This window comes from Achromobacter sp., from assembly GCF_057314935.1.
In genome coordinates, this window is the sequence record NZ_DBHKZA010000072.1 from 13,951 (window position 1) to 30,971 (window position 17,021).

Annotated in this window: 22 protein-coding genes and 1 pseudogene; 9 read left to right on the plus strand and 14 right to left on the minus strand. The window is 66.2% G+C overall.

All coding sequences use genetic code 11. The features are described 5' to 3' along the window. The 5 genes and pseudogenes from ACO6D5_RS22990 to ACO6D5_RS23010 form a co-directional block, all read right to left on the minus strand. Window positions 1–2,427: DUF3141 domain-containing protein (locus ACO6D5_RS22990; protein ID WP_485826649.1), on the minus strand; the 2,427-nt coding region annotated here is incomplete at its 3' end. Window positions 2,428–2,632: 205 nt separating this feature from the next. Continuing rightward, window positions 2,633–3,034, minus strand: a complete 402-nt coding sequence (locus ACO6D5_RS22995) for a VOC family protein (RefSeq protein WP_485826650.1) — start codon at window positions 3,032–3,034, stop codon at window positions 2,633–2,635. Window positions 3,035–3,051: 17 nt separating this feature from the next. Further along, window positions 3,052–3,687 carry a glutathione transferase gene (gene yfcF / locus ACO6D5_RS23000; protein WP_315527715.1) on the minus strand — a complete coding sequence of 212 codons (636 nt, stop codon included), beginning with the start codon at window positions 3,685–3,687 and terminating at the stop codon, window positions 3,052–3,054. Between the two features lie 116 nt (window positions 3,688–3,803). Continuing rightward, the gene (locus ACO6D5_RS23005; RefSeq protein WP_006222750.1) at window positions 3,804–4,133 is read right to left on the minus strand and encodes a DHCW motif cupin fold protein; all 330 of its coding nucleotides are present in this window, start codon (window positions 4,131–4,133) and stop codon (window positions 3,804–3,806) included. A 73-nt stretch (window positions 4,134–4,206) separates the two neighbouring features. Further along, window positions 4,207–4,693, minus strand: a pseudogene (locus ACO6D5_RS23010) (GNAT family N-acetyltransferase). A 200-nt stretch (window positions 4,694–4,893) separates the two neighbouring features. Here ACO6D5_RS23010 and ACO6D5_RS23015 point away from each other — a divergent pair. The 5 genes from ACO6D5_RS23015 (at window position 4,894) to ACO6D5_RS23035 (ending at window position 7,946) form a co-directional block, all read left to right on the plus strand. Further along, complete coding sequence (locus ACO6D5_RS23015) at window positions 4,894–5,835, plus strand: DnaJ C-terminal domain-containing protein (RefSeq protein WP_315527735.1); 942 nt, start codon at window positions 4,894–4,896, stop codon at window positions 5,833–5,835. Window positions 5,836–5,837: 2 nt separating this feature from the next. Beyond that, entirely contained in the window at window positions 5,838–6,155 is a 318-nt protein-coding gene (locus tag ACO6D5_RS23020) for a chaperone modulator CbpM (RefSeq protein WP_485826651.1), read from the plus strand. A 76-nt stretch (window positions 6,156–6,231) separates the two neighbouring features. Then, on the plus strand, window positions 6,232–6,945 hold the full coding sequence (locus tag ACO6D5_RS23025; protein WP_424625161.1) for an AzlC family ABC transporter permease: 714 nt from the start codon (window positions 6,232–6,234) through the stop codon (window positions 6,943–6,945). Next, window positions 6,942–7,289 (plus strand): AzlD domain-containing protein, encoded by a 348-nt coding sequence (locus tag ACO6D5_RS23030; protein WP_006222756.1) that lies wholly within the window; start codon window positions 6,942–6,944, stop codon window positions 7,287–7,289. The genes ACO6D5_RS23025 and ACO6D5_RS23030 overlap by 4 nt, the downstream gene beginning before the upstream one ends. A gap of 42 nt (window positions 7,290–7,331) precedes the next feature. Beyond that, window positions 7,332–7,946 (plus strand): glutathione S-transferase family protein, encoded by a 615-nt coding sequence (locus tag ACO6D5_RS23035; protein ID WP_088591131.1) that lies wholly within the window; start codon window positions 7,332–7,334, stop codon window positions 7,944–7,946. Between the two features lie 19 nt (window positions 7,947–7,965). On the opposite strand, the gene ACO6D5_RS23040 is transcribed toward ACO6D5_RS23035, so the two are convergent. The 4 genes from ACO6D5_RS23040 to ACO6D5_RS23055 all read right to left on the minus strand — a co-directional run bounded on the left by ACO6D5_RS23040 (window position 7,966) and on the right by ACO6D5_RS23055 (window position 11,565). Further along, a complete protein-coding gene (locus ACO6D5_RS23040; protein WP_315527711.1) occupies window positions 7,966–8,622 on the minus strand; it encodes a DsbA family protein in 657 nt (218 codons plus the stop codon). 97 nt (window positions 8,623–8,719) lie between these two features. Next, a complete protein-coding gene (locus ACO6D5_RS23045; protein WP_315527709.1) occupies window positions 8,720–10,195 on the minus strand; it encodes an inorganic phosphate transporter in 1,476 nt (491 codons plus the stop codon). 106 nt (window positions 10,196–10,301) lie between these two features. Further along, the gene (locus ACO6D5_RS23050; RefSeq protein ID WP_006222760.1) at window positions 10,302–10,427 is read right to left on the minus strand and encodes a hypothetical protein; all 126 of its coding nucleotides are present in this window, start codon (window positions 10,425–10,427) and stop codon (window positions 10,302–10,304) included. Between the two features lie 13 nt (window positions 10,428–10,440). Continuing rightward, window positions 10,441–11,565 carry a D-alanyl-lipoteichoic acid biosynthesis protein DltD gene (locus tag ACO6D5_RS23055; protein WP_485826652.1) on the minus strand — a complete coding sequence of 375 codons (1,125 nt, stop codon included), beginning with the start codon at window positions 11,563–11,565 and terminating at the stop codon, window positions 10,441–10,443. Between the two features lie 282 nt (window positions 11,566–11,847). Between ACO6D5_RS23055 and mog the strand changes: the two genes are divergently transcribed. The 3 genes from mog (at window position 11,848) to ACO6D5_RS23070 (ending at window position 13,758) form a co-directional block, all read left to right on the plus strand. Beyond that, entirely contained in the window at window positions 11,848–12,480 is a 633-nt protein-coding gene (mog, locus tag ACO6D5_RS23060; protein WP_485826653.1) for a molybdopterin adenylyltransferase, read from the plus strand. 64 nt (window positions 12,481–12,544) lie between these two features. Beyond that, window positions 12,545–12,883 (plus strand): hypothetical protein, encoded by a 339-nt coding sequence (locus ACO6D5_RS23065; protein ID WP_315527702.1) that lies wholly within the window; start codon window positions 12,545–12,547, stop codon window positions 12,881–12,883. Window positions 12,884–12,888: 5 nt separating this feature from the next. Continuing rightward, complete coding sequence (locus tag ACO6D5_RS23070) at window positions 12,889–13,758, plus strand: peptidoglycan DD-metalloendopeptidase family protein (RefSeq protein WP_485826654.1); 870 nt, start codon at window positions 12,889–12,891, stop codon at window positions 13,756–13,758. A gap of 3 nt (window positions 13,759–13,761) precedes the next feature. Here ACO6D5_RS23070 and ACO6D5_RS23075 read toward each other — a convergent pair whose 3' ends face one another. From ACO6D5_RS23075 to ACO6D5_RS23095, 5 genes are all read right to left on the minus strand, one after another. Continuing rightward, a complete protein-coding gene (locus ACO6D5_RS23075) occupies window positions 13,762–14,049 on the minus strand; it encodes a hypothetical protein (protein ID WP_315527700.1) in 288 nt (95 codons plus the stop codon). A 160-nt stretch (window positions 14,050–14,209) separates the two neighbouring features. Next, on the minus strand, window positions 14,210–14,473 hold the full coding sequence (infA, locus tag ACO6D5_RS23080) for a translation initiation factor IF-1 (protein ID WP_006221179.1): 264 nt from the start codon (window positions 14,471–14,473) through the stop codon (window positions 14,210–14,212). A gap of 492 nt (window positions 14,474–14,965) precedes the next feature. Further along, the gene (locus ACO6D5_RS23085; protein ID WP_315527699.1) at window positions 14,966–15,505 is read right to left on the minus strand and encodes an SRPBCC domain-containing protein; all 540 of its coding nucleotides are present in this window, start codon (window positions 15,503–15,505) and stop codon (window positions 14,966–14,968) included. Beyond that, entirely contained in the window at window positions 15,498–15,857 is a 360-nt protein-coding gene (locus ACO6D5_RS23090) for an ArsR/SmtB family transcription factor (protein WP_485826655.1), read from the minus strand. The genes ACO6D5_RS23085 and ACO6D5_RS23090 overlap by 8 nt, the downstream gene beginning before the upstream one ends. A gap of 52 nt (window positions 15,858–15,909) precedes the next feature. After that, complete coding sequence (locus ACO6D5_RS23095; RefSeq protein ID WP_315527697.1) at window positions 15,910–16,341, minus strand: GFA family protein; 432 nt, start codon at window positions 16,339–16,341, stop codon at window positions 15,910–15,912. Between the two features lie 207 nt (window positions 16,342–16,548). Here ACO6D5_RS23095 and ACO6D5_RS23100 point away from each other — a divergent pair. Then, window positions 16,549–17,021: ATP-binding cassette domain-containing protein (locus ACO6D5_RS23100; protein WP_485826656.1), on the plus strand; the 473-nt coding region annotated here is incomplete at its 3' end.

Genomic DNA, 17,021 nt, shown 5'->3' on the forward strand with positions numbered 1-17,021 from the left:
GGCGGTTTTCGCGGCGGCCGTCGTCGCCGGCTTGCGTGCCGGTCTGGCCGTCCGTTTTGCCGGGGTCTTGGTCGTGACGCCTTTCGCGACCTCGGCTGCCGCCGATTCGGCCGCCGCGTGGTGCGGTTGCGCCTTCTTGGCGGGCACGTCGGCGGCGGCCTGGACCAGTTTCAGGGCAGGCACGGAAGGCGCCGGTGCCACGGCCGGTGCCGGCAGTCTGGCCGGCGCCGATGCGTGATCGCGCTTTTGCGCACGGCGCTCCGCCGCCACGAAAATGCGTTCCATCTCGTCCAGGCTTTCGCGGGCCGCCGGGCTGAGCGGTTCGGCCGCTTCCAGCACGCGCTTCATCGTTTCCAACGCGTCGCGGATCGCCGGGGCCGGCGAGTCTTCCAGCAGGTGCGGCATGGCAAGCAGGGCGGCATCCGAATCCAGCGTCAGGATCAAAGCCTGGTCGCGCGTCAGGTCCTTGAATTCCTGCAAGGTCAACGCGTTGTCGGATTCGGCCCGCATCTTGCGGATGAGTGCAAAACTGCGTTCATCCAGGCCGCCTTCGGCGCCGGACACGTACAGCAGCATGCGGATCGCCGCCACGCGCAGGCCGCCTTCCTGCACCATCGAACGCAATTCGGCGGCGCGTTCTTCCATGAAGCGGCGGTGTTCGGGCGACACGCCCGGATGCTTGCGCGGAGGGCCGGATTGCGCGCCCAGGCCGGCCAAGTCTTGCACTAGCGGGGAACCGTAGACCCCCATGAAGGTGCGTTCGTCGGCGGAGTCGCGCAGTTCCTGCCAGATGTTCAGGCTGGTCTCGACCCAGTTCGAGAACATTTCCTGCGCCATCAGGAAAGGATTGGAAGGCGAGACCGGCTGGCGCTGTTCGCGCACCTGCTCGGCGATCTTGGCGATGGGGGCGATGACCGGGTTGCGGTCCGAGATCAGTTCATAGGGCAGGCGCAGCGGATGCAGGCGCTGGCTCCATTCCGCGGACTGCGGCGTGACCAGCGCACGCAACCACGGCTGCATGAAGCTGCGGTACATGCCCAGGTTGATGTCCGAGATGCGGGCCACGGCGGCGAAGCGGCGGTCGTCCTCTTCCTTGCGGTCGACGATGGCGCGCACGTCGTCCAGCTTGCGCTGTTCGAACGACAGCACGTAGTTGCCGAAAGCCAGGTCCGCGTTGGCGGTGTCCGGCGTCTTGTCGGCGATCTCGGCTTGGTAGATGCCCGGGGGCAGTACGTCGATCATGTCGATGTTCGACGTAAATTCCTGGTGCTCTTTGCGGGCTACGCTGCCGGATACGAAAATGCCCAGGTGGCCGATGCTTTCATGCACGGCGTAGACGATGGTCTGGCCGTGCGCCAGCACTTCGGCCTCGTTCTGGTAGAGGTCGGGGATCCAGCCCAGCGCTTGCGGCGGCGGGGTGATGTTGTCGCCCTTCGAGCAGAACACCACGATCGGCGACCGGATGTTGCGAAGGTCGATGCGGATGCCGTCGGAGGTCACGAGCCCTGCCGTGGACAGCCGGTTGCCCACGAACAGGTTGTCCACGATGTACTGGATTTCCGGACCGTTCAGGAAGACGTGGCCGCCCCACCATTTCTCGAAGCTCAGGTAGCGGTCGGCTTCCGTGTCCACCTTGGAGTACAGGTTGTACTGCTTGGACCACAAGGTGTTGGCCGGATTCAGGTTTTCGAAGTTCTGCACCAGCCAGGCGCCGTCGAACTTGCCGTTGCCCAGGTCGCTGGTCATCGCCGTGAGCCAGCTGCCGCCCAGCAGGCCGCCGGCGTAGCGCATCGGATTCATGCCGCGCCAGCCTGCCCAATAGGACAGCGGGGCGCCGGCCACGATGATGGGGCCGAACAACTCAGGGCGGATGGCGGCCGTCATCATGATCTGCCAGCCTGCCTGGCAGTTGGCCACCACGACCGGTTTGCCCTCCGCGTCGGGGTGCCGCGCGATGATCTCTTCCAGGAAACGCGCTTCGGCCATCATCACGTCTTCGACGGTCTGCTCGGGCATGGGCTGGGGCAGGAAGGTCGCGAAGTAGCAGGGATGGCCGGCGCGCACCGCCACGCCGATTTCGCTTTCGGGCTTGAAGCCGCCGATGCCCGGGCCATGGCCCGCGCGCGGGTCGACCACCAGGAAGGGGCGCTTGATCGGATCGGTTTCCACGTCTGCCGGCGGCTTGATGCGCAACAGCCCGTAGTTGACGGGGCGCGGCAATTCGCGGCCATCCAGGACCAGCTCGAATTCCATGCTGAGCACGTTCGGGGCGCGCTTGGCCATGTGTTCGTGGTACTGGTTGCCGCGCTGGCGCAGCACGTCTGCGTAGAGCACGCCCCGCTGCCAGGCATCCACGGCATATTCGTAGGCGGCCGTCCAGGGATTGAAGGACGGGGTGGGGACGCGATCGTTGCCGGATTCGGCCATGGCGATCTCCTGTAAGTTGCTCCCGACGGCGGAAGGCCGCCGGGCCGATCCCGAGTGGAACCGGCCGAGTTGACCTCCCCATTACACCGCATCGAATGCTGCGTCGCAACATGGAAAGGTTTGATGCCGGTCAAATTCGGGCGCTAACTGTCCCTTCTTTCAGCTTTCTTGCGAATCTTGCGAAATCGTTGCGGGACACGGAGCGTCAACGCGTGCCGTGCCAGACGGCTTCCACGCGGTTGCCGTCGGGGTCCAGCAGGAAGGCGGCGTAGTACTGGGCATGGTAGTGCTCGCGCAATCCGGGGGCGCCGCCGTCGCGGCCGCCGTGGGCCAGGCCCGCCGCGTGGAAGGCGTCGACGGCGGCGCGGTCGGGTGCCTTGAAACACCAATGGCGCCTGGCGCCGGCGTCCGGCGCCAGGCCTGGCGTCGCCAGGATGGACAGGTAGGTGTGCCCGCTGTCGCCGGGGCCGCAGCGTTCGCCATAGCCGACGGCGTCGGCCTCGTCATAGACCTTGGCCGCGCCCAGCGCCTGCATGATGGCGTCATAGAACGGCCGCGCGTCGGGCAGGCGGGAAACCGCGATGGAGACGTGATCCAGCAATTGCATCGCGGCTCCGTGGGGCGTCAGGCGCGCGCCGCGGCGTTGTGCTCCAGCCATTGCTGGACGGAGGGCCGTTGCCATTGGACATCGGCATAGGCGCGCAACGAGTCGGGCAGATCATCCAGCGCCAGGCGCTTGAGCATGACCGCCAGATCCGTGTCGGCGATGCACCATTCGTCGAACAAGGATGTCTGGCCCACTCCGATCAGGTAGCTGGCCACCTGGATCAGTTTGGCCGAGGCGGCGTGGGCCGCGTCGGACAGCGGCTGGCCGGCAGCCCCGTAGAACACCGTCTCGGTAGGGCGCTCCTGGCGCAGCGCAGCCAGGTCGCTGCGCAGCCAGGCCTGCAATTGGCGGGCGCGAGCGCGCTCGCGCGTGGCCTGGGGGTACAGCGCGGCATGCCCGGGCGCGGGAAACGTGTCTTCCAGATATTCGGCGATGACGCTGGACTCAGTCAGGTTGAACCCTTCGTGCGTCAACGCGGGCACGCGCGCCGTCAGCGCACGGCACTGGTACGGCTGCATCCGCTGTTCGCCCGCTTCCAGATCGATCGGGCGCACTTCGAAGGGCAATTTCTTTTCAGTCAGCGCCACATAGGCCGACATGGCGTAAGGGCTGAGAAACAGGGAATCGACGTAAAGCGTAATCGGGGCGCCCAAATCTTGTCTCCGGTCTGGCGGGGTCGTGGTGGGTGGTGCGGATCCGACGGCTGGCGGCGCGCCGCATGAATTGCAAAGCGTAACGCAATTGCAATTTCGCGTGTCGCGCCGACGCGTCAGTCGACGATGAAGAGCTTGGCGCCCGTGGCGGTGGACGAGCGGTGGGGCTCGGCCTGGTCCGCCACCTGATAGCTCATGCCGGGGGTCAGGACGAACTGCCGGCCGTCTTCCAGCTCGGTATGCAGCTCGCCCTCCAGACAGAACAGGATGTGGCCCTTGCTGCACCAATGGTCGGCCAGGTAGCCCGCGGTGTATTCCACCATGCGGACCCGCAGGTCGCCGAATTGGCGGGTGCGCCAGTAGGCCATGCCGGTATCGCCGGCGTGTTCGGTGCGTTCCACCTCGGACCAGTCCGTGGTGCCGAAGGGGATGTTGCTCATCTTCATCGTGAATCCTGCGGTAAGGTCCGGACGGAGGGGTGAGGGAAAACCGACCGGTAAAACTTGGATACTACGCCACTCAGGCTACAAGTTTCTTTTGCCAGAACATCGCGCGGCCGGTGGTGTCGTCCAACGCGTAGCCCTCGAAGCCGAATTTTCGGTACAGCCCTTGGGCGACGGCGTTGCCTTCCAGCACTTCCAGCGTGATCTTGCAGCAGCCCATCTGGCGGGCCCGTTCTTCCAGCGCGCCCAGCAACTGCTTGCCCACCCCCAACCCCTGAAAGCGGGGCGATACGCCCAGGTCGTGCAGGTTGATCAGCGGCCGGCAGGCAAAGGTGGAAAAGCCTTCCAGATAGATCGCCACGCCCGCGGGCTGCCCGTCGACGCGGGCCAAGAGGGCGTGCGCGGTCGGGCGGCGGGCCAGTTCCGCGATCAGGTTCTGCTGCGCGTAGGCGGGCAGGGGGGGAATTGCCGCCCATGGGGCCGCTGGCGTATTCGTTCAGCATGGCCAGCACCTGGCGGCCATGTTCCGGATTGGAGAAGTCGACGTCGATGATTTCCAGCACGATCGGTTCCTGTAGCTGATCCTGGCCAGCGCGAGTTGCCGGCCATGCCCCCGGATGACGGGGCAACCGAACATTATGCACGCTTGCCGCCGCCTGATTTTGCGCATTGAAAAATCGGTCCGTAACCCCTATCTTCTTGATATTCAAGGCCGGATGCGGCACCGCCCGACGCGGCCGAAACCTTTAAGGTGAGCTGGAACATGGAGTTCAAGGACTACTACAGCACTCTCGGGGTGGAACGCGGCGCCACCGAAGACGAGATCCGGCGCGCTTACCGAAAGCTCGCCCGCAAATATCATCCCGACGTCAGCAAGGAAAGCGACGCCGAGGCCCGCATGCGCGACGTCAACGAAGCCTACGACGTCTTGCGCGATCAGGAAAAGCGCCAGGCCTACGACAATCTGGCGGCCGGCGTGTCGTCCGATGGCGGCTTCCAGCCGCCGCCCGGCTGGGACGAAGGTTTCGAGTTCCACCGCGGCGCCGCGCCTGGCGACGAGGCTCAGTTCAGCGAGTTCTTTTCCTCGCTGTTCGGTGGCCGTGGCCAGCGGGGCGGGGCGCGTCAGCAAGACTTCCGCGCGCGCGGCGACGATCACCACGCCGCCATCGAAGTGGACCTGGAAGATGCGCTCAAGGGCGCCACGCGCGACATCAGCCTGAGGTCGATGGAGATGGACGACCAGGGCCATCCCCACATGAAGACCCGCACCCTCAGTGTGCGCATTCCTCCGGGCGTGCGCGAAGGCCAGTACATCCGCCTGGCCGGGCAGGGCATGCCCGGCTATGGCGGCGGGGAAAACGGCGACCTGTACCTGGAAGTGCGCTTCAAGCCACACCCGCGTTACCGGGCCGAAGGGCGCGACCTCTACATGACGCTGCCCGTCGCCCCGTGGGAAGCCGCGCTGGGCGCGCAGGTGGATACGCCCACGCCCGGCGGCACGGTCGAGGTATCGATCCCGGCCGGTTCCGGCAACGGACGCAAGCTGCGGTTGCGCGGCCGCGGCATACCCGGCGACCCGCCGGGGGACCTGTACCTGGTGCTGGACCTTGTGTTGCCGCCGGCCGATAGCGAGGCCGCGCGCGCGGCCTACCGCAAGCTGCAGCAGGATGTGCCTTTCAACCCGCGGCGCCACTTGGGGGTCTGACCATGAACAAGCTTGTCATCACCAGCGCCACCGTCGTGGGCAAATCGCAGCCGCTCAGCGCGGACGACCTGGCCCGCGCCTGCGGCGCGGAAGTGGAATGGGTCGCCCAGTTGGTCGAAGTGGGCATCGTCAACGCCAGCGGCCCGCAGCCCGAGCAGTGGTGCTTCTACAGCGTCGACCTGCAGCGCGCGTTGCACGCGCGCCGGCTGGAGCACGATTTCGGCGCCAGCCTGGACGCCGTGGCGCTGATCCTGGACCTGAGCCAGGAGGTGCGGCGCCTGAAAGCGCACTTGCGGGCGCTGGGCGCGCCGGAACCCTGACAGGGCCCCGGCCCGGGGAAAACAGGGTGGGTAAACTACGCGCTTGCCTTGCCACAACAAACAAGCGAAAAGCACCTTGGAGACGTCTTCCTCCCCCGCGCATGCCCTGGCGGGCAGCGCGCGCATCGATGGGCTCAAATCCTGCCTGCCGGTCATGATCGGCTACTTTCCGGTGGCGGTGACGTTCGGCATCGCCGGCGTCGCGGCAGGCTTGACCCCTCTGCAAGTGATCCTGATTTCCGTATTCGTGTACGCCGGCGCCAGCCAGTTCCTGCTGCTGGCGTCGATCAAGGCCGGCACGCCCTGGCTGTGGGTGGTGGCGCTGTGTTCACTCTTGAACGCGCGCCATCTGCTGTACGGCCCCTTGCTGTCGCGCTTTCTGCCGGCGGCGCTGCGCGACCGCCTGAAGGTCGCCTTTCTCTTGACCGATGAAGTCTTCGCCACCGCGTTCAACCGCCTGCAAAGCGTGCCTGCCGGGCATCGCCAGGGCTGGATGATCGCGCTGGGCCTGGGCGCCTGGCTGACCTGGATCGCCGGTACCGCCGTCGGCGTCTATGCCGGCGACGGGCTGGAACGCCATTACCCCATGCTGTCCCAGGTGATGCGGTTCGCCCTGCCGGCGCTGTTCATGGCGCTGGTGTGCCAAAGCGCCAAGCGCGGCATGGGCCTGCCCGTCATCGCCGCGGTGGCGGGCGCCGGCGTGGTGGCCGCGATGGGTCACACCAGCCTGGCCATCCTGATCGGCGCGGTCATCGGCTGCGCCGCCTATCGCCTGAAGAGGTCCGCATGAACGCCGACGGCTTGGGTTTCTGGGGCGCGGTGATCGCGATGGCTGTGATCACCTACCTGACGCGGGCGCTGCCCTTCATGCTGTCCGAACGCAGCCGCCTGCTGCGGCACCTGTCGCGCGAGGGCTCGGCCCTGGCCGCGCTGGGTCCCAGCCTGCTGGCAGGCATCGCGGCGGCCGTCATCGTGCCGGACTTGCTGGACGCGGGCACGCAAGCCGCCCGCATCGCCCCCTACGTGGGGGGGCTGGTCGTTACGGGCGTGGCTGCGCGCCTGGTCAGCAACACGGGCGTTGCCGTGTTGCTGGGCATGGGCGGATACGGGGTGTTGCTGGCCTTGGCGGGCTGAGGCCGCCCAGGCAAAATGATCGGACTCCCAAGGAGGCCGATCATGCTTACGCTCTACCATGCGCCGCGCTCGCGGTCGTTCAGGGTCCTGTGGTTGCTTGAGGAACTTGGGGTGCCGTACGACACCGAAATGGTGTCCATCCGCGGCACCGACAGCGCGGGCCACATGCCCGCGGACTACATCGACATCCATCCGCACCGCAAGGTGCCGGCGCTGGTGCACGACGGGGTGCCGGTGTTTGAAACCCCGGCCATCGCGCTGTACCTGACGGACCTGTTCCCCGAAAAGGGACTGGGGCCGCTGGTGGGCGATGCGGATCGCGGCCCCTATCTGACCTGGCTGTCCTATTCCACCGGCGTGTTTGAACCGGCCATGGTCGAGCGCGCGTTCAAGCGGCCGCATGAAGGGGGCGCGCCCGGCTGGGGTTCGGCCGACGAGGTCGAACAGGTGCTGACCCGGGTCCTGCAAGCGCGCCCTTATTTTCTGGGCAGCCACTTTTCAGCGGTCGACATCGTGCTGGGCGGTTCCCTGCAATACATGATGCAGGTGAAGGTGATTCCGGAATCGCCCGTGTTCGGCGCCTATGTCGAGCGGCTGGGCAATCGCCCGGCGATGCACCGGGCCTTGCAGCGGGACGGCGACATCGAAGAGGGCTGACCGCGCCGGCGCCCTGGGCTCAGGCCCGGCCCTGGATGCGCTCGCGCAGGTGCGCCTGCCACTGGGCCGGTCGGCCGAGGTAGCGGCTGGGCTCCAGCAGCGCATAAGCGCCCTGTTGCTCCAGCGCCAGGGTCGGAAAGCCCGTGCCCCCGACGCGGGCCAGCAGCTTGCGGCTATCGGCGATGTACGCGGCGGTGGCGGCGCCCTGGGCGGCCGCGTAGGCGGCGTCGAAAGCGTCCCCGTCCAGGCCGATGTCGCGGGCCAGGGCCGTGATCACGCCGGGGTCGGCGATGCGCAGGCCCTGCACGTAGTGCGCCTGTTGCAGGCGTTTGAGCAGGTCCAGCCCGCGGCCGGCCAGGGTGTCGGCGGCCAGGACGGCGGTGGTGGGCGGTTCGGAATCGAAGACGGCGCCCGCGTCGCGCAGCAGGCCGTCGAAGTAATCCTTGCCGAAGACCTGGCCGGTGAGGCCGGCGATGCGTTCGTCGTGGGGCATCACGTAGCGGCGCAGCGCGTCGGTGACGGGCTGGCGGTTGCTGCCGGTCATCATGCCGCCGCCATGGGCGGCAACCGCCAGCCCCGTGATGCCGCGGGCGGCGTCCACCAGCGGCGCAGCGCCATAGCACCAGCCGCAAAGCGGGTCGAAAATGTAATGCAGGGTGGGGGTCTGAGTCGCCATGGCGTCATGGTAGACGCGGGCCGGGGCGGGAAACAGCCTGGCGCGGTAGCCAGAGTGTTGCGCGGGCCGTGCAGATAGCCGGCACGGCCCGGGGGGATCAGCCGGTGATCTGCACGCCGATCCAGAACAGGCCGGCCGCCAGCCCCATCGACGCGGGCAGGGTCAGCACCCAGGCCAGCAGGATGTTGCGTACCGTATTGCCCTGCAGCCCGGTCTTGTTGGCGATCATCGTGCCCGCCACGCCGGAGGACAGCACGTGGGTGGTGGATACCGGCAGGCTGAACACGTTGGCCAGGCCGATGGCGGCCACCGCCGTTACCTGCGCCGACATGCCCTGGGCGTACGTCATGCCCTGCTTGCCGATTTTTTCGCCCACCGTCAGCACCACGCGGCGCCAGCCGACCATAGTGCCCGCACCCAGCGCCAGGGCCACGGCCACGATCACCCAGAAGGGCGCGTATTCGGTGGTGGCGGTCAGGTCGGCGCGCAGGCGTTGCAGGTCGGCGCGTTCGCGGGCGGGCAGCCCTTCGATGCGCGAGACCTTCTTGGCCGTATCGTCCAGGCACAGCAGGTAGCGGCGCACGTCGATGCGCTTTTCGGCGGACAGGTCGGCGTAGTTGCTGACGCCGGCCAGGTCGGCCTGCAGCGCGGCGATGGTCGGCGTGGTCAATTCCGGGTCGCAGCGGAAATTGCGCGGCAGTTCGGTGGTGGCGTCCGAGCGCTTGAGCGCCAGGAAGTCGCCCAGCATGGCTTCGTTGCGCTGGTAGAACACGCTCAGGTGGTTCGCCGCGTCGCGGGTGCGTTCGATCTGGTAGGTGGTGCTGGTCGTGTCCAGCACGAAATTGGCCGGCACGATGCCGATCAGCACCAGCATGATCAGGCCGATGCCCTTCTGGCCGTCATTGGAGCCATGCACGAAGCTCACGCCCATGGCCGACAGCACCAGCACCAGGCGGTTCCAGAACGGCGGGTGCTTCTTGTTGTCGATCGCGCGGCGCTGATCCGGCGTCTTGTGCATCTTGGACAGTGGCAGCCAGCGCTTGAGCAGCAGCAGCAAGCCGCCCGCCACCAGGAATCCGGCGATCGGCGAGGCCACCAGCGACAGCCCGATATCGACGGCCTTGCCCCAGTTGACGCCATCGGCCAGCGGCAGGTCGGTGATCAGCGCATTGGCCAGGCCCACGCCCAGGATTGAGCCGATCAGGGTGTGCGAGCTGGAAGCGGGGATGCCGAAATACCAGGTGCCCAGGTTCCAGGCGATGGCGGCGGCCAGCATGGCGAACACCATGGCCAGCCCGCGGCCGGTATCCACATTGATCAGCAGTTCCACCGGCAGCAGGTGGACGATGGCGTATGCCACGCCCACGCCGCCCAGCAGCACGCCCAGGAAGTTGAAGATGCCCGACAGCACCACCGCCAGATGGGGCGGCATGGCCTTGGTGTAGATGACCGTGGCCACGGCATTTGCCGTGTCGTGGAAGCCGTTGATGAATTCGAAGGCCAGGACGAATGTCAGGGCCAGCACAAGACTGAGGCCGACCCAGAGATCTAGGCCATGGAAGAGGTCGAACATGGAGGCGGGGGGCGAGGTTCCGGCGAGAGGAGCCGATTATTGCAGATTTGTGACCTGACCCTGGTTGCGTCGGAAAACCACTGCCGCCCCGTAGGAACCGCCGGATTCAGAACTTCGAGTACTGGAACTCGATTTCCATGGGCTTGCCCAGATTGGCCGAGGTATCGGCCTGGATCAGCATCACCGCCAGGACGCCCAGATACAGCAGGCACAGCCAAAGGGTTCGTTTCATTTGCGGGCGCCTCTCATGGCCGGAATACCTGGGCGATCTTCTGATTGACCCGCAGCCAACCCAGTTCGCCCAGGTGCTGCACGTCGCGCAGCATGCCGACTTCGAAGGGGGCGCTGTACATGTCCATGCACGTCATCGCGTAGCGCTGGCACAGCGCAGCCACGTCGCGCTGGATGGGTTCGAAGCGGGCCAGGTCCTTGAAGACCATCGGGTGCAGCGGCTGCATCACGAACAGCGCATTCACGTCGTGCTGGCGCAGCAGCGCCATCAGGGCCGTCAATTCCCGCAGTTCGTCGCGACCGGTCAGCGGCTGGGGCTGGTAGGCGGTCTTGCCGCCCTCGGGAATCGCGCGCAGGTATTTATTGAAGAATTCGTCGCGGACCGCGTAGCGGTTGCCGCCCATTTGGCTCTGTTCGGCCTCCTGGGCCTGGCTGGCCAGCAGATCCCAGTCCACCACGCGAGCGGCGGCGGCCGGCCCTTCGCGTTCGCGTTCGGGCGCCGGCGCCGCATAGGCGGGTGTCCACAGGTCCACCAGGCGCTGGCGGAACACATAGGCCTGCTCGGCCACCATGGACCAGGCCACGCCGGCATCGCCCTTGTCGCGCATCCAGCGCGCAAGCGCCGCCCGGCCTTCGGGCTGCTTCACCAGGCGCGGCAGCAGCGGGTTGGCGTGCTCCTTGAGTTCGTCCGCGCCCAATCCCCCATCGCCATCGAACCACCCGGGCGACAGCATCACGACGACGCGGGATGCCGGAGACAGGTCATCGGCCAGCGCGGCCAGCACCAATTGCATGCCCAGGGACTGGAAGCCCGAATGGCCGTAAGCCAGCACGGGCATCTGCAACTCGTCGGCCAGATAACGGTACGGCACGAAGCGCAGGTCGTTGCTGGTGAGTTCGGACGACCCCAGGATCACCAGCCGGTCGCCCGTGCGCAGCGCCTGGCTCATGCGCGAGAGGTTGCGCGTCTGGTCCTGCAGGGTGTTGCCCAGGTTCGGGATATAGATCCCCGGGGCCGCTGCGGGCACGGGTTCGGTTTTCAGCGCCAGCGAATGCCAGGCCCACCAGCCGCAAGCGGCGGCCGCAGACAGGGCCAGCGCCGCGGCCAGCGCATGCTGCCGTAGAGTGCGTTTGAACATGGATGGGGCGGGGAGGCCGGGCGCGATATCGGATTAGATTGTTAGCGGATGTTATCCAGCGCGTATGACCGAAACAAGCGCGAGAAACCGGGGGCGGGGCCAATTCGCATTTTTGCGACAGCCCCGAGCGGCCTGGCCCGGCAGCATGCGCGCTTCCTCCTGGGAAAGAATGCGATAGCATCGACATCGCGCGGTTCTTCTGGATTTCCATGATTGACCGCGCCGTGCGCCGTCCTCCGGCGCCGAATACGCCTTTTATCCCCTTCCAAGACGCAACCGCCCATGACCGCCACGACCCGAATCGCCCGCCGCCATCCCGACGACCTGATCATCGGCCTGGTGTCCGTGTCTGACCGCGCCTCCTCCGGCACCTATCAGGACCAAGGCCTGCCAGCCCTGCGGGAATGGCTGGGGTCCGCGCTGGCCTCGCCTTGGCAGGCGGTGGACCGGCTGATTCCGGACGAGCCGGCCCGAATTTCCGAGACGCTGATCGAACTGGTGGACATTTGCGGCTGCGACCTGGTGCTGACGACCGGCGGCACCGGCCCGGCCAGGCGCGACGTCACGCCCGAGGCCACGCTGGCCGTCGCCACCAAGGAAATGCCCGGTTTCGGTGAACAGATGCGCCAGATCAGCCTGCGCTTCGTGCCCACCGCCATCCTGTCGCGGCAAGTCGCCGTCATCCGCGAAACCCCGTCCCACGCCGCCCTGATCGTGAACCTTCCCGGCCAGCCGAAGTCCATACGCGAGACGCTGGAAGGGCTGAAGGGCGAAGACGGGGCCGTGCTGGTGCCGGGCATCTTCGCCGCCATCCCCTATTGCATCGACCTGATCGGTGGCCCCTACGCCGAGACGCAGCCCAGCGTCATCGACGCGTTCCGCCCCAAATCGGCCCGCCGCGCACCGCAGTCCTGAACGGCTGCTGCGTTATAGTTTTGGCCGCCCCTGTCCACCCCTCCTGCTTGAGAGTCTTACCGTCATGAAGGTTCGTTTCGCCCTGTCCCTTACCGTCCTGGCCGCGTTGACGGCCTGCGCCAATGTCAAAGACGTGCGCCAGCGCGACCCCGTCTTCTACGGCTCGACCCAGCGCACGGCAGAGGACTACACCACGTGTGTGGCCAACGCCTGGAAGAACCAGGGCGTCAACTTCAAGCAGAACGCCGTGCGCAACGGATTCGAGCTGGTCCAGGAAGACAGCCTGGGCGTTGAAGCCGTGCTGACGACCACGACCTGGAAGGGCAAGACCGAAACCCGCCTGTCCACGCGCATCGCCCGCCGCGACCAAAGCATCATCGAACCGGCGAACCTGTGCCTGTAAGCGCCATGTTCAATCGCCGCGCGGTCTTGCGGGCGGGTCTGGCCGCTGCCGCCGTCAGCTTCGGGTTGCCCGCGCGCGCGCAAGCGCAGCAAGGCTTCATTTCGCGCAAACTGAATGCGCCCGTGCCCGGCGGCGTGGCCGTCCTGGCCCTGGGGGATGCCGACCGCGCACCCGAGGTGAGCTTCCTGGACCGGCGCGTGCTGGTCGTGCGGGAAGAGGGCAAGCAGTGGATCGCCGTGGTCGGCATTCCGCTCAGCGTGAAGCCCGGCGAACAGCAGGTGGTGGTCAGCGACGCAAAGGGCCAGCGCAAGTTGCCATTCAAGGTGGGCGCCAAGGAATACGTGGCGCAGCACATCACCCTGAAGAACCCGCGCCAGGTCGACCCCAATCCGGACGACATGAAGCGCATCGAACGCGAGATGGCCGAGCAAAGCGCGGCCAACCGGACGTACCGGGCCGGCGTCACGCCCAGCAACCTGCTGCTGGACCGCCCGGTCAGCGGCGGCCGCCTGTCCAGCCCGTTCGGCTTGCGCCGTTTTTTCAACGGGCAGGAACGCAATCCGCATTCGGGCCTGGACTTCGCCGTGCCGGCGGGCACGCCGATCAAGGCGCCGGCGGCGGGCGTGGTCGTGCTGGTGGGGGATTACTTCTTCAATGGCAAGACGGTATTCGTCGACCACGGGCAGGGCTTTGTCAGCATGTTCTGCCACATGTCGGCCATCGACGTGAAAGTGGGCGACGAGGTGCCGCGAGGCGGGGTGGTGGGCAAGGTGGGGGCGACGGGCCGGGCGACCGGGCCGCACCTGCACTGGAACGTCAGCCTGAACGATGCGCGGGTCGATCCCGCCATCTTCATCGGGGCGTTCAAGCCCTGATCGTCAGGCCGTGGCGGTCTGCTGCGCGATCTTGTTCAGCACGAACTGGTGCATCCGCTCGGCATATTCCATCTGCTGGCGCACATGGTGTTGCTGGGCTTCCTGCTCATCCAGGCAGTTGTCGTACTTGATCTTGGCTTCGGCGTAGGTCAGGCCGGTATTGCGAAGGCTGTTGATGAACGCTTCGCGCGACTGGTTGAGCAGGCGCAGGCCTTCCTCCCCTTTCACGAATTTTCTTCGTGCCAGGGAAAGCTGGTCGGCGGCGGCTTGCAACTCTTCTTTAAGATCCATCTTGCTTCATGCGTATCCCGCCAGACATTGCGCCTGGCAAGCGCGCCATTCTTTCACGAACGGACGTTCCACGCATTACGGCATGTCGCGGTTCGGGCTTAAGCAGCCCGCGCGAAATCGGGGCAGGGAGCCGGCCTCGGGCCGGCCCTGGAGCCCTGGCTTAACGGCGGTACTGCTGGGGACGATGCGGAGCGGGAGCGCGCTCGTCCTTGTGGCGGAAGTTGATGCGGCCCTTGGTCAGGTCGTAGGGCGACATTTCCAGGGTGACGCGATCGCCTGCCAGGATGCGGATACGGTGCTTGCGGATGCGGCCGGAGGCGTAGGCGCCGACTTCGATGCCGTTGTCCAGTTTGACGCGGTAGCGGCTATCGGGCAGCACTTCGTCAACGATGCCATCCAATTCGATGAGTTCTTCTTTAGCCATTCACTACTCCTTGATCAATACGCGCAGCCAGGCCGGCGGCATGACGCGCCGCGCGAGGCGGCAAGCGCGTTGGACTCAAATAACCAGGTCCAGCGGTTTGAACGTAAAACGTTCGGGCAAGCGCGGGTAAGGGCCACGGCATCCCTAGTGGATGTCTGAAATGACGGATACTCGCGCAGCGTGGGCAATATGCGCGCGGTGCGCGGCTTGGTCGCGGCGCCGTGCAAGCGCACAGCGCCGGAGAAAGCGGGTGGGGGCGATTGTTGCAACGCCGGGCGGCACAATAATGCTGCGGCGCCGTTCGTAATAATCTCAACCAAACCGGGGGCAGCCTGAGTATCTTGGGGGTGACCCGAAGGGATACAGGTTGGCACGCAGAGTGACCGAAGCCCGGTTTTTTGCGGAAAAATCACGGACTTATGTTACTGCAAAGCGCAGCGATTAGCCAGTATTTATCTGCCGCTGCGCCGTGATAGTTGCTACTGAACGACTCTACGCCCCGGGGATGCGCGCCTGGTAGTCGGCTTCCCAGCGGTGGTGCGCCGACCAGAACGGGCCGGGTTCGCGCCCCTCCAGCTTGGCCGACAGCACGCCCAGATGGGTGTGCCAGCCGCCCGCCACGTCGACCATGTCGTCGCGGGAGTTCAGCTTGCGGTGCGTCAGCACCAGCAGCGTGCCTTCGCCTTGGGCCGACAGCTCGAATGTCACTTCGGACGGTTCCCCCTTGGATCCGCCCCAGGTGAACGCCAGCAGCCGGGGCGGCTCGCAGCGGGTGATCACGCCATGGGTCGTGACGCCGTTCTCGTAGGCCTTGTACGGGTCCGGCGTGGGTTCGGCGACGGACGACAGATCGGCGTGCACGAAACGCAGGGTCACGCCGCCGCCTTCGCGCAGTTCCATGTCGCCGGTGGCCAGCCAGCGGCCCCGCTTTTCGGATTCGGTCAGGAACGCCCATACGGTTTCCACGCTGGCGGGAAGCTGGCGGGTAAAGCGCAGGGTCGTGGGATCCAGGACGACGCCGTGATCACTCATGTTGCTCTCCTAGGGGCGGGGCGGGATGGGAGGCCAGTGCGCATGCCAGCGCATCCAGTCTGCCCGCCCAGAACTGTTCATAGAAACGCAGCCATTCCATCGCCTCGGCCATGGGTTCCGGATTCAGGCTGCACACATGGGTGCGGCCGTGGATGGTGCGCCGGATCAGGCCGGCGCGTTCCAGGGTCTGCACATGCTTGGAGGCGCCGGCAAAACTCATGCGCAGGGGCGCCGCCAGCTCTCCGATGGTCTGATCCCCTTGCGCCAGACTGCGCAGCATGTCCCGGCGCGTGGGGTCGGCCAGCGCGCGAAAGACGGCATCCAGAGCGGGAACGGGGATAAATTCAACCATAAGGTTGAATATATATCAGCGCCCAACCAAATTCAACCACTTGGTTGAATTTTTAGGTAACGGCCTCTTTGCGGGTCTCGCCTGCGCCCTGGAATTCATGCGGGTGCTGCGGCAAGGCGTCCGTGATGTCGAACCAGGGGGCCTTGTCGGCCACGTGGCAATGCGCAGAGGGCTTGATGCCAGGATCGTCATCCAGCGCGCCCAGAGGCAGGCCGTAGGTATCCGGCGTCTGGTCGAAGCGGCTGAGCAGCGGCGTGCCGCAGGCTTCGCAGAAGCCGCGGTAGTTGCCCGGCGACGACGCATACCAGGTGACGTGGTTCTCGCCCTTCGTCCATCGGAAATCGGAGGCTTGAACCGACGCTCGGCTGCGGAACGCTGCGCCGTGGGACTTGCGGCACATGACGCAGTGGCAATTCAGGGCGTCGGTGAGAGGGCCGTTGATCTCGTAAGCAACGCGGCCGCACAGGCAGGAACCTTTGATCATGATGAGCGCCAGGCAAGTGGGGAGAACTCTTCGAATATACCCGCGCCGCAAGGCCGCGCAACGCGCCGGCCGGGCCATTTATGACGCAGGTCTTTCAGTCTGTTGCTGACCCCTTATTTTCCGGCAAATGATTCGATCCTCAGGTCATCGCGCTGTCATGCGGCGAAAACAGAATGCCGCAATGAACACAGACAAGGGGATCAGACGATGACGTACGCCATCGAAGTGCAGAACTTGAGCAAGACGTTCCATGCCGGCGCCAAGGCGCTGGACAACGTCAGCCTGCAAGTGGCCGACGGGGAAATGGTGGCACTGCTGGGCGCATCCGGCTCGGGCAAATCCACGCTGCTGCGCCACTTGGCGGGCTTTGTCGCCGGAGACCCGGGTCAAGGCAGCGTCAAGGTCAATGGCCAGCAGATCCAGCAGAACGGCCGCTTGAGCCGCAATGTGCGCGCCGCGCGCGCCAGCATCGGTTTCGTGTTCCAGCAATTCAATCTGGTGGGCCGCCTGCCGGTCATCACCAATGTCCTGACCGGCATGCTGCCGCGCGTGCCGCTGTGGCGCAGCCTGACCCGCTGGTTCCTGCGCGGCGAAGTGCGCCAGGGCCTGGAAGCGCTTGCCCAGGTTGGTATAGACGACTATGCATTTCAGCGCGCGTCCACGCTCTCGGGCGGCCAGCA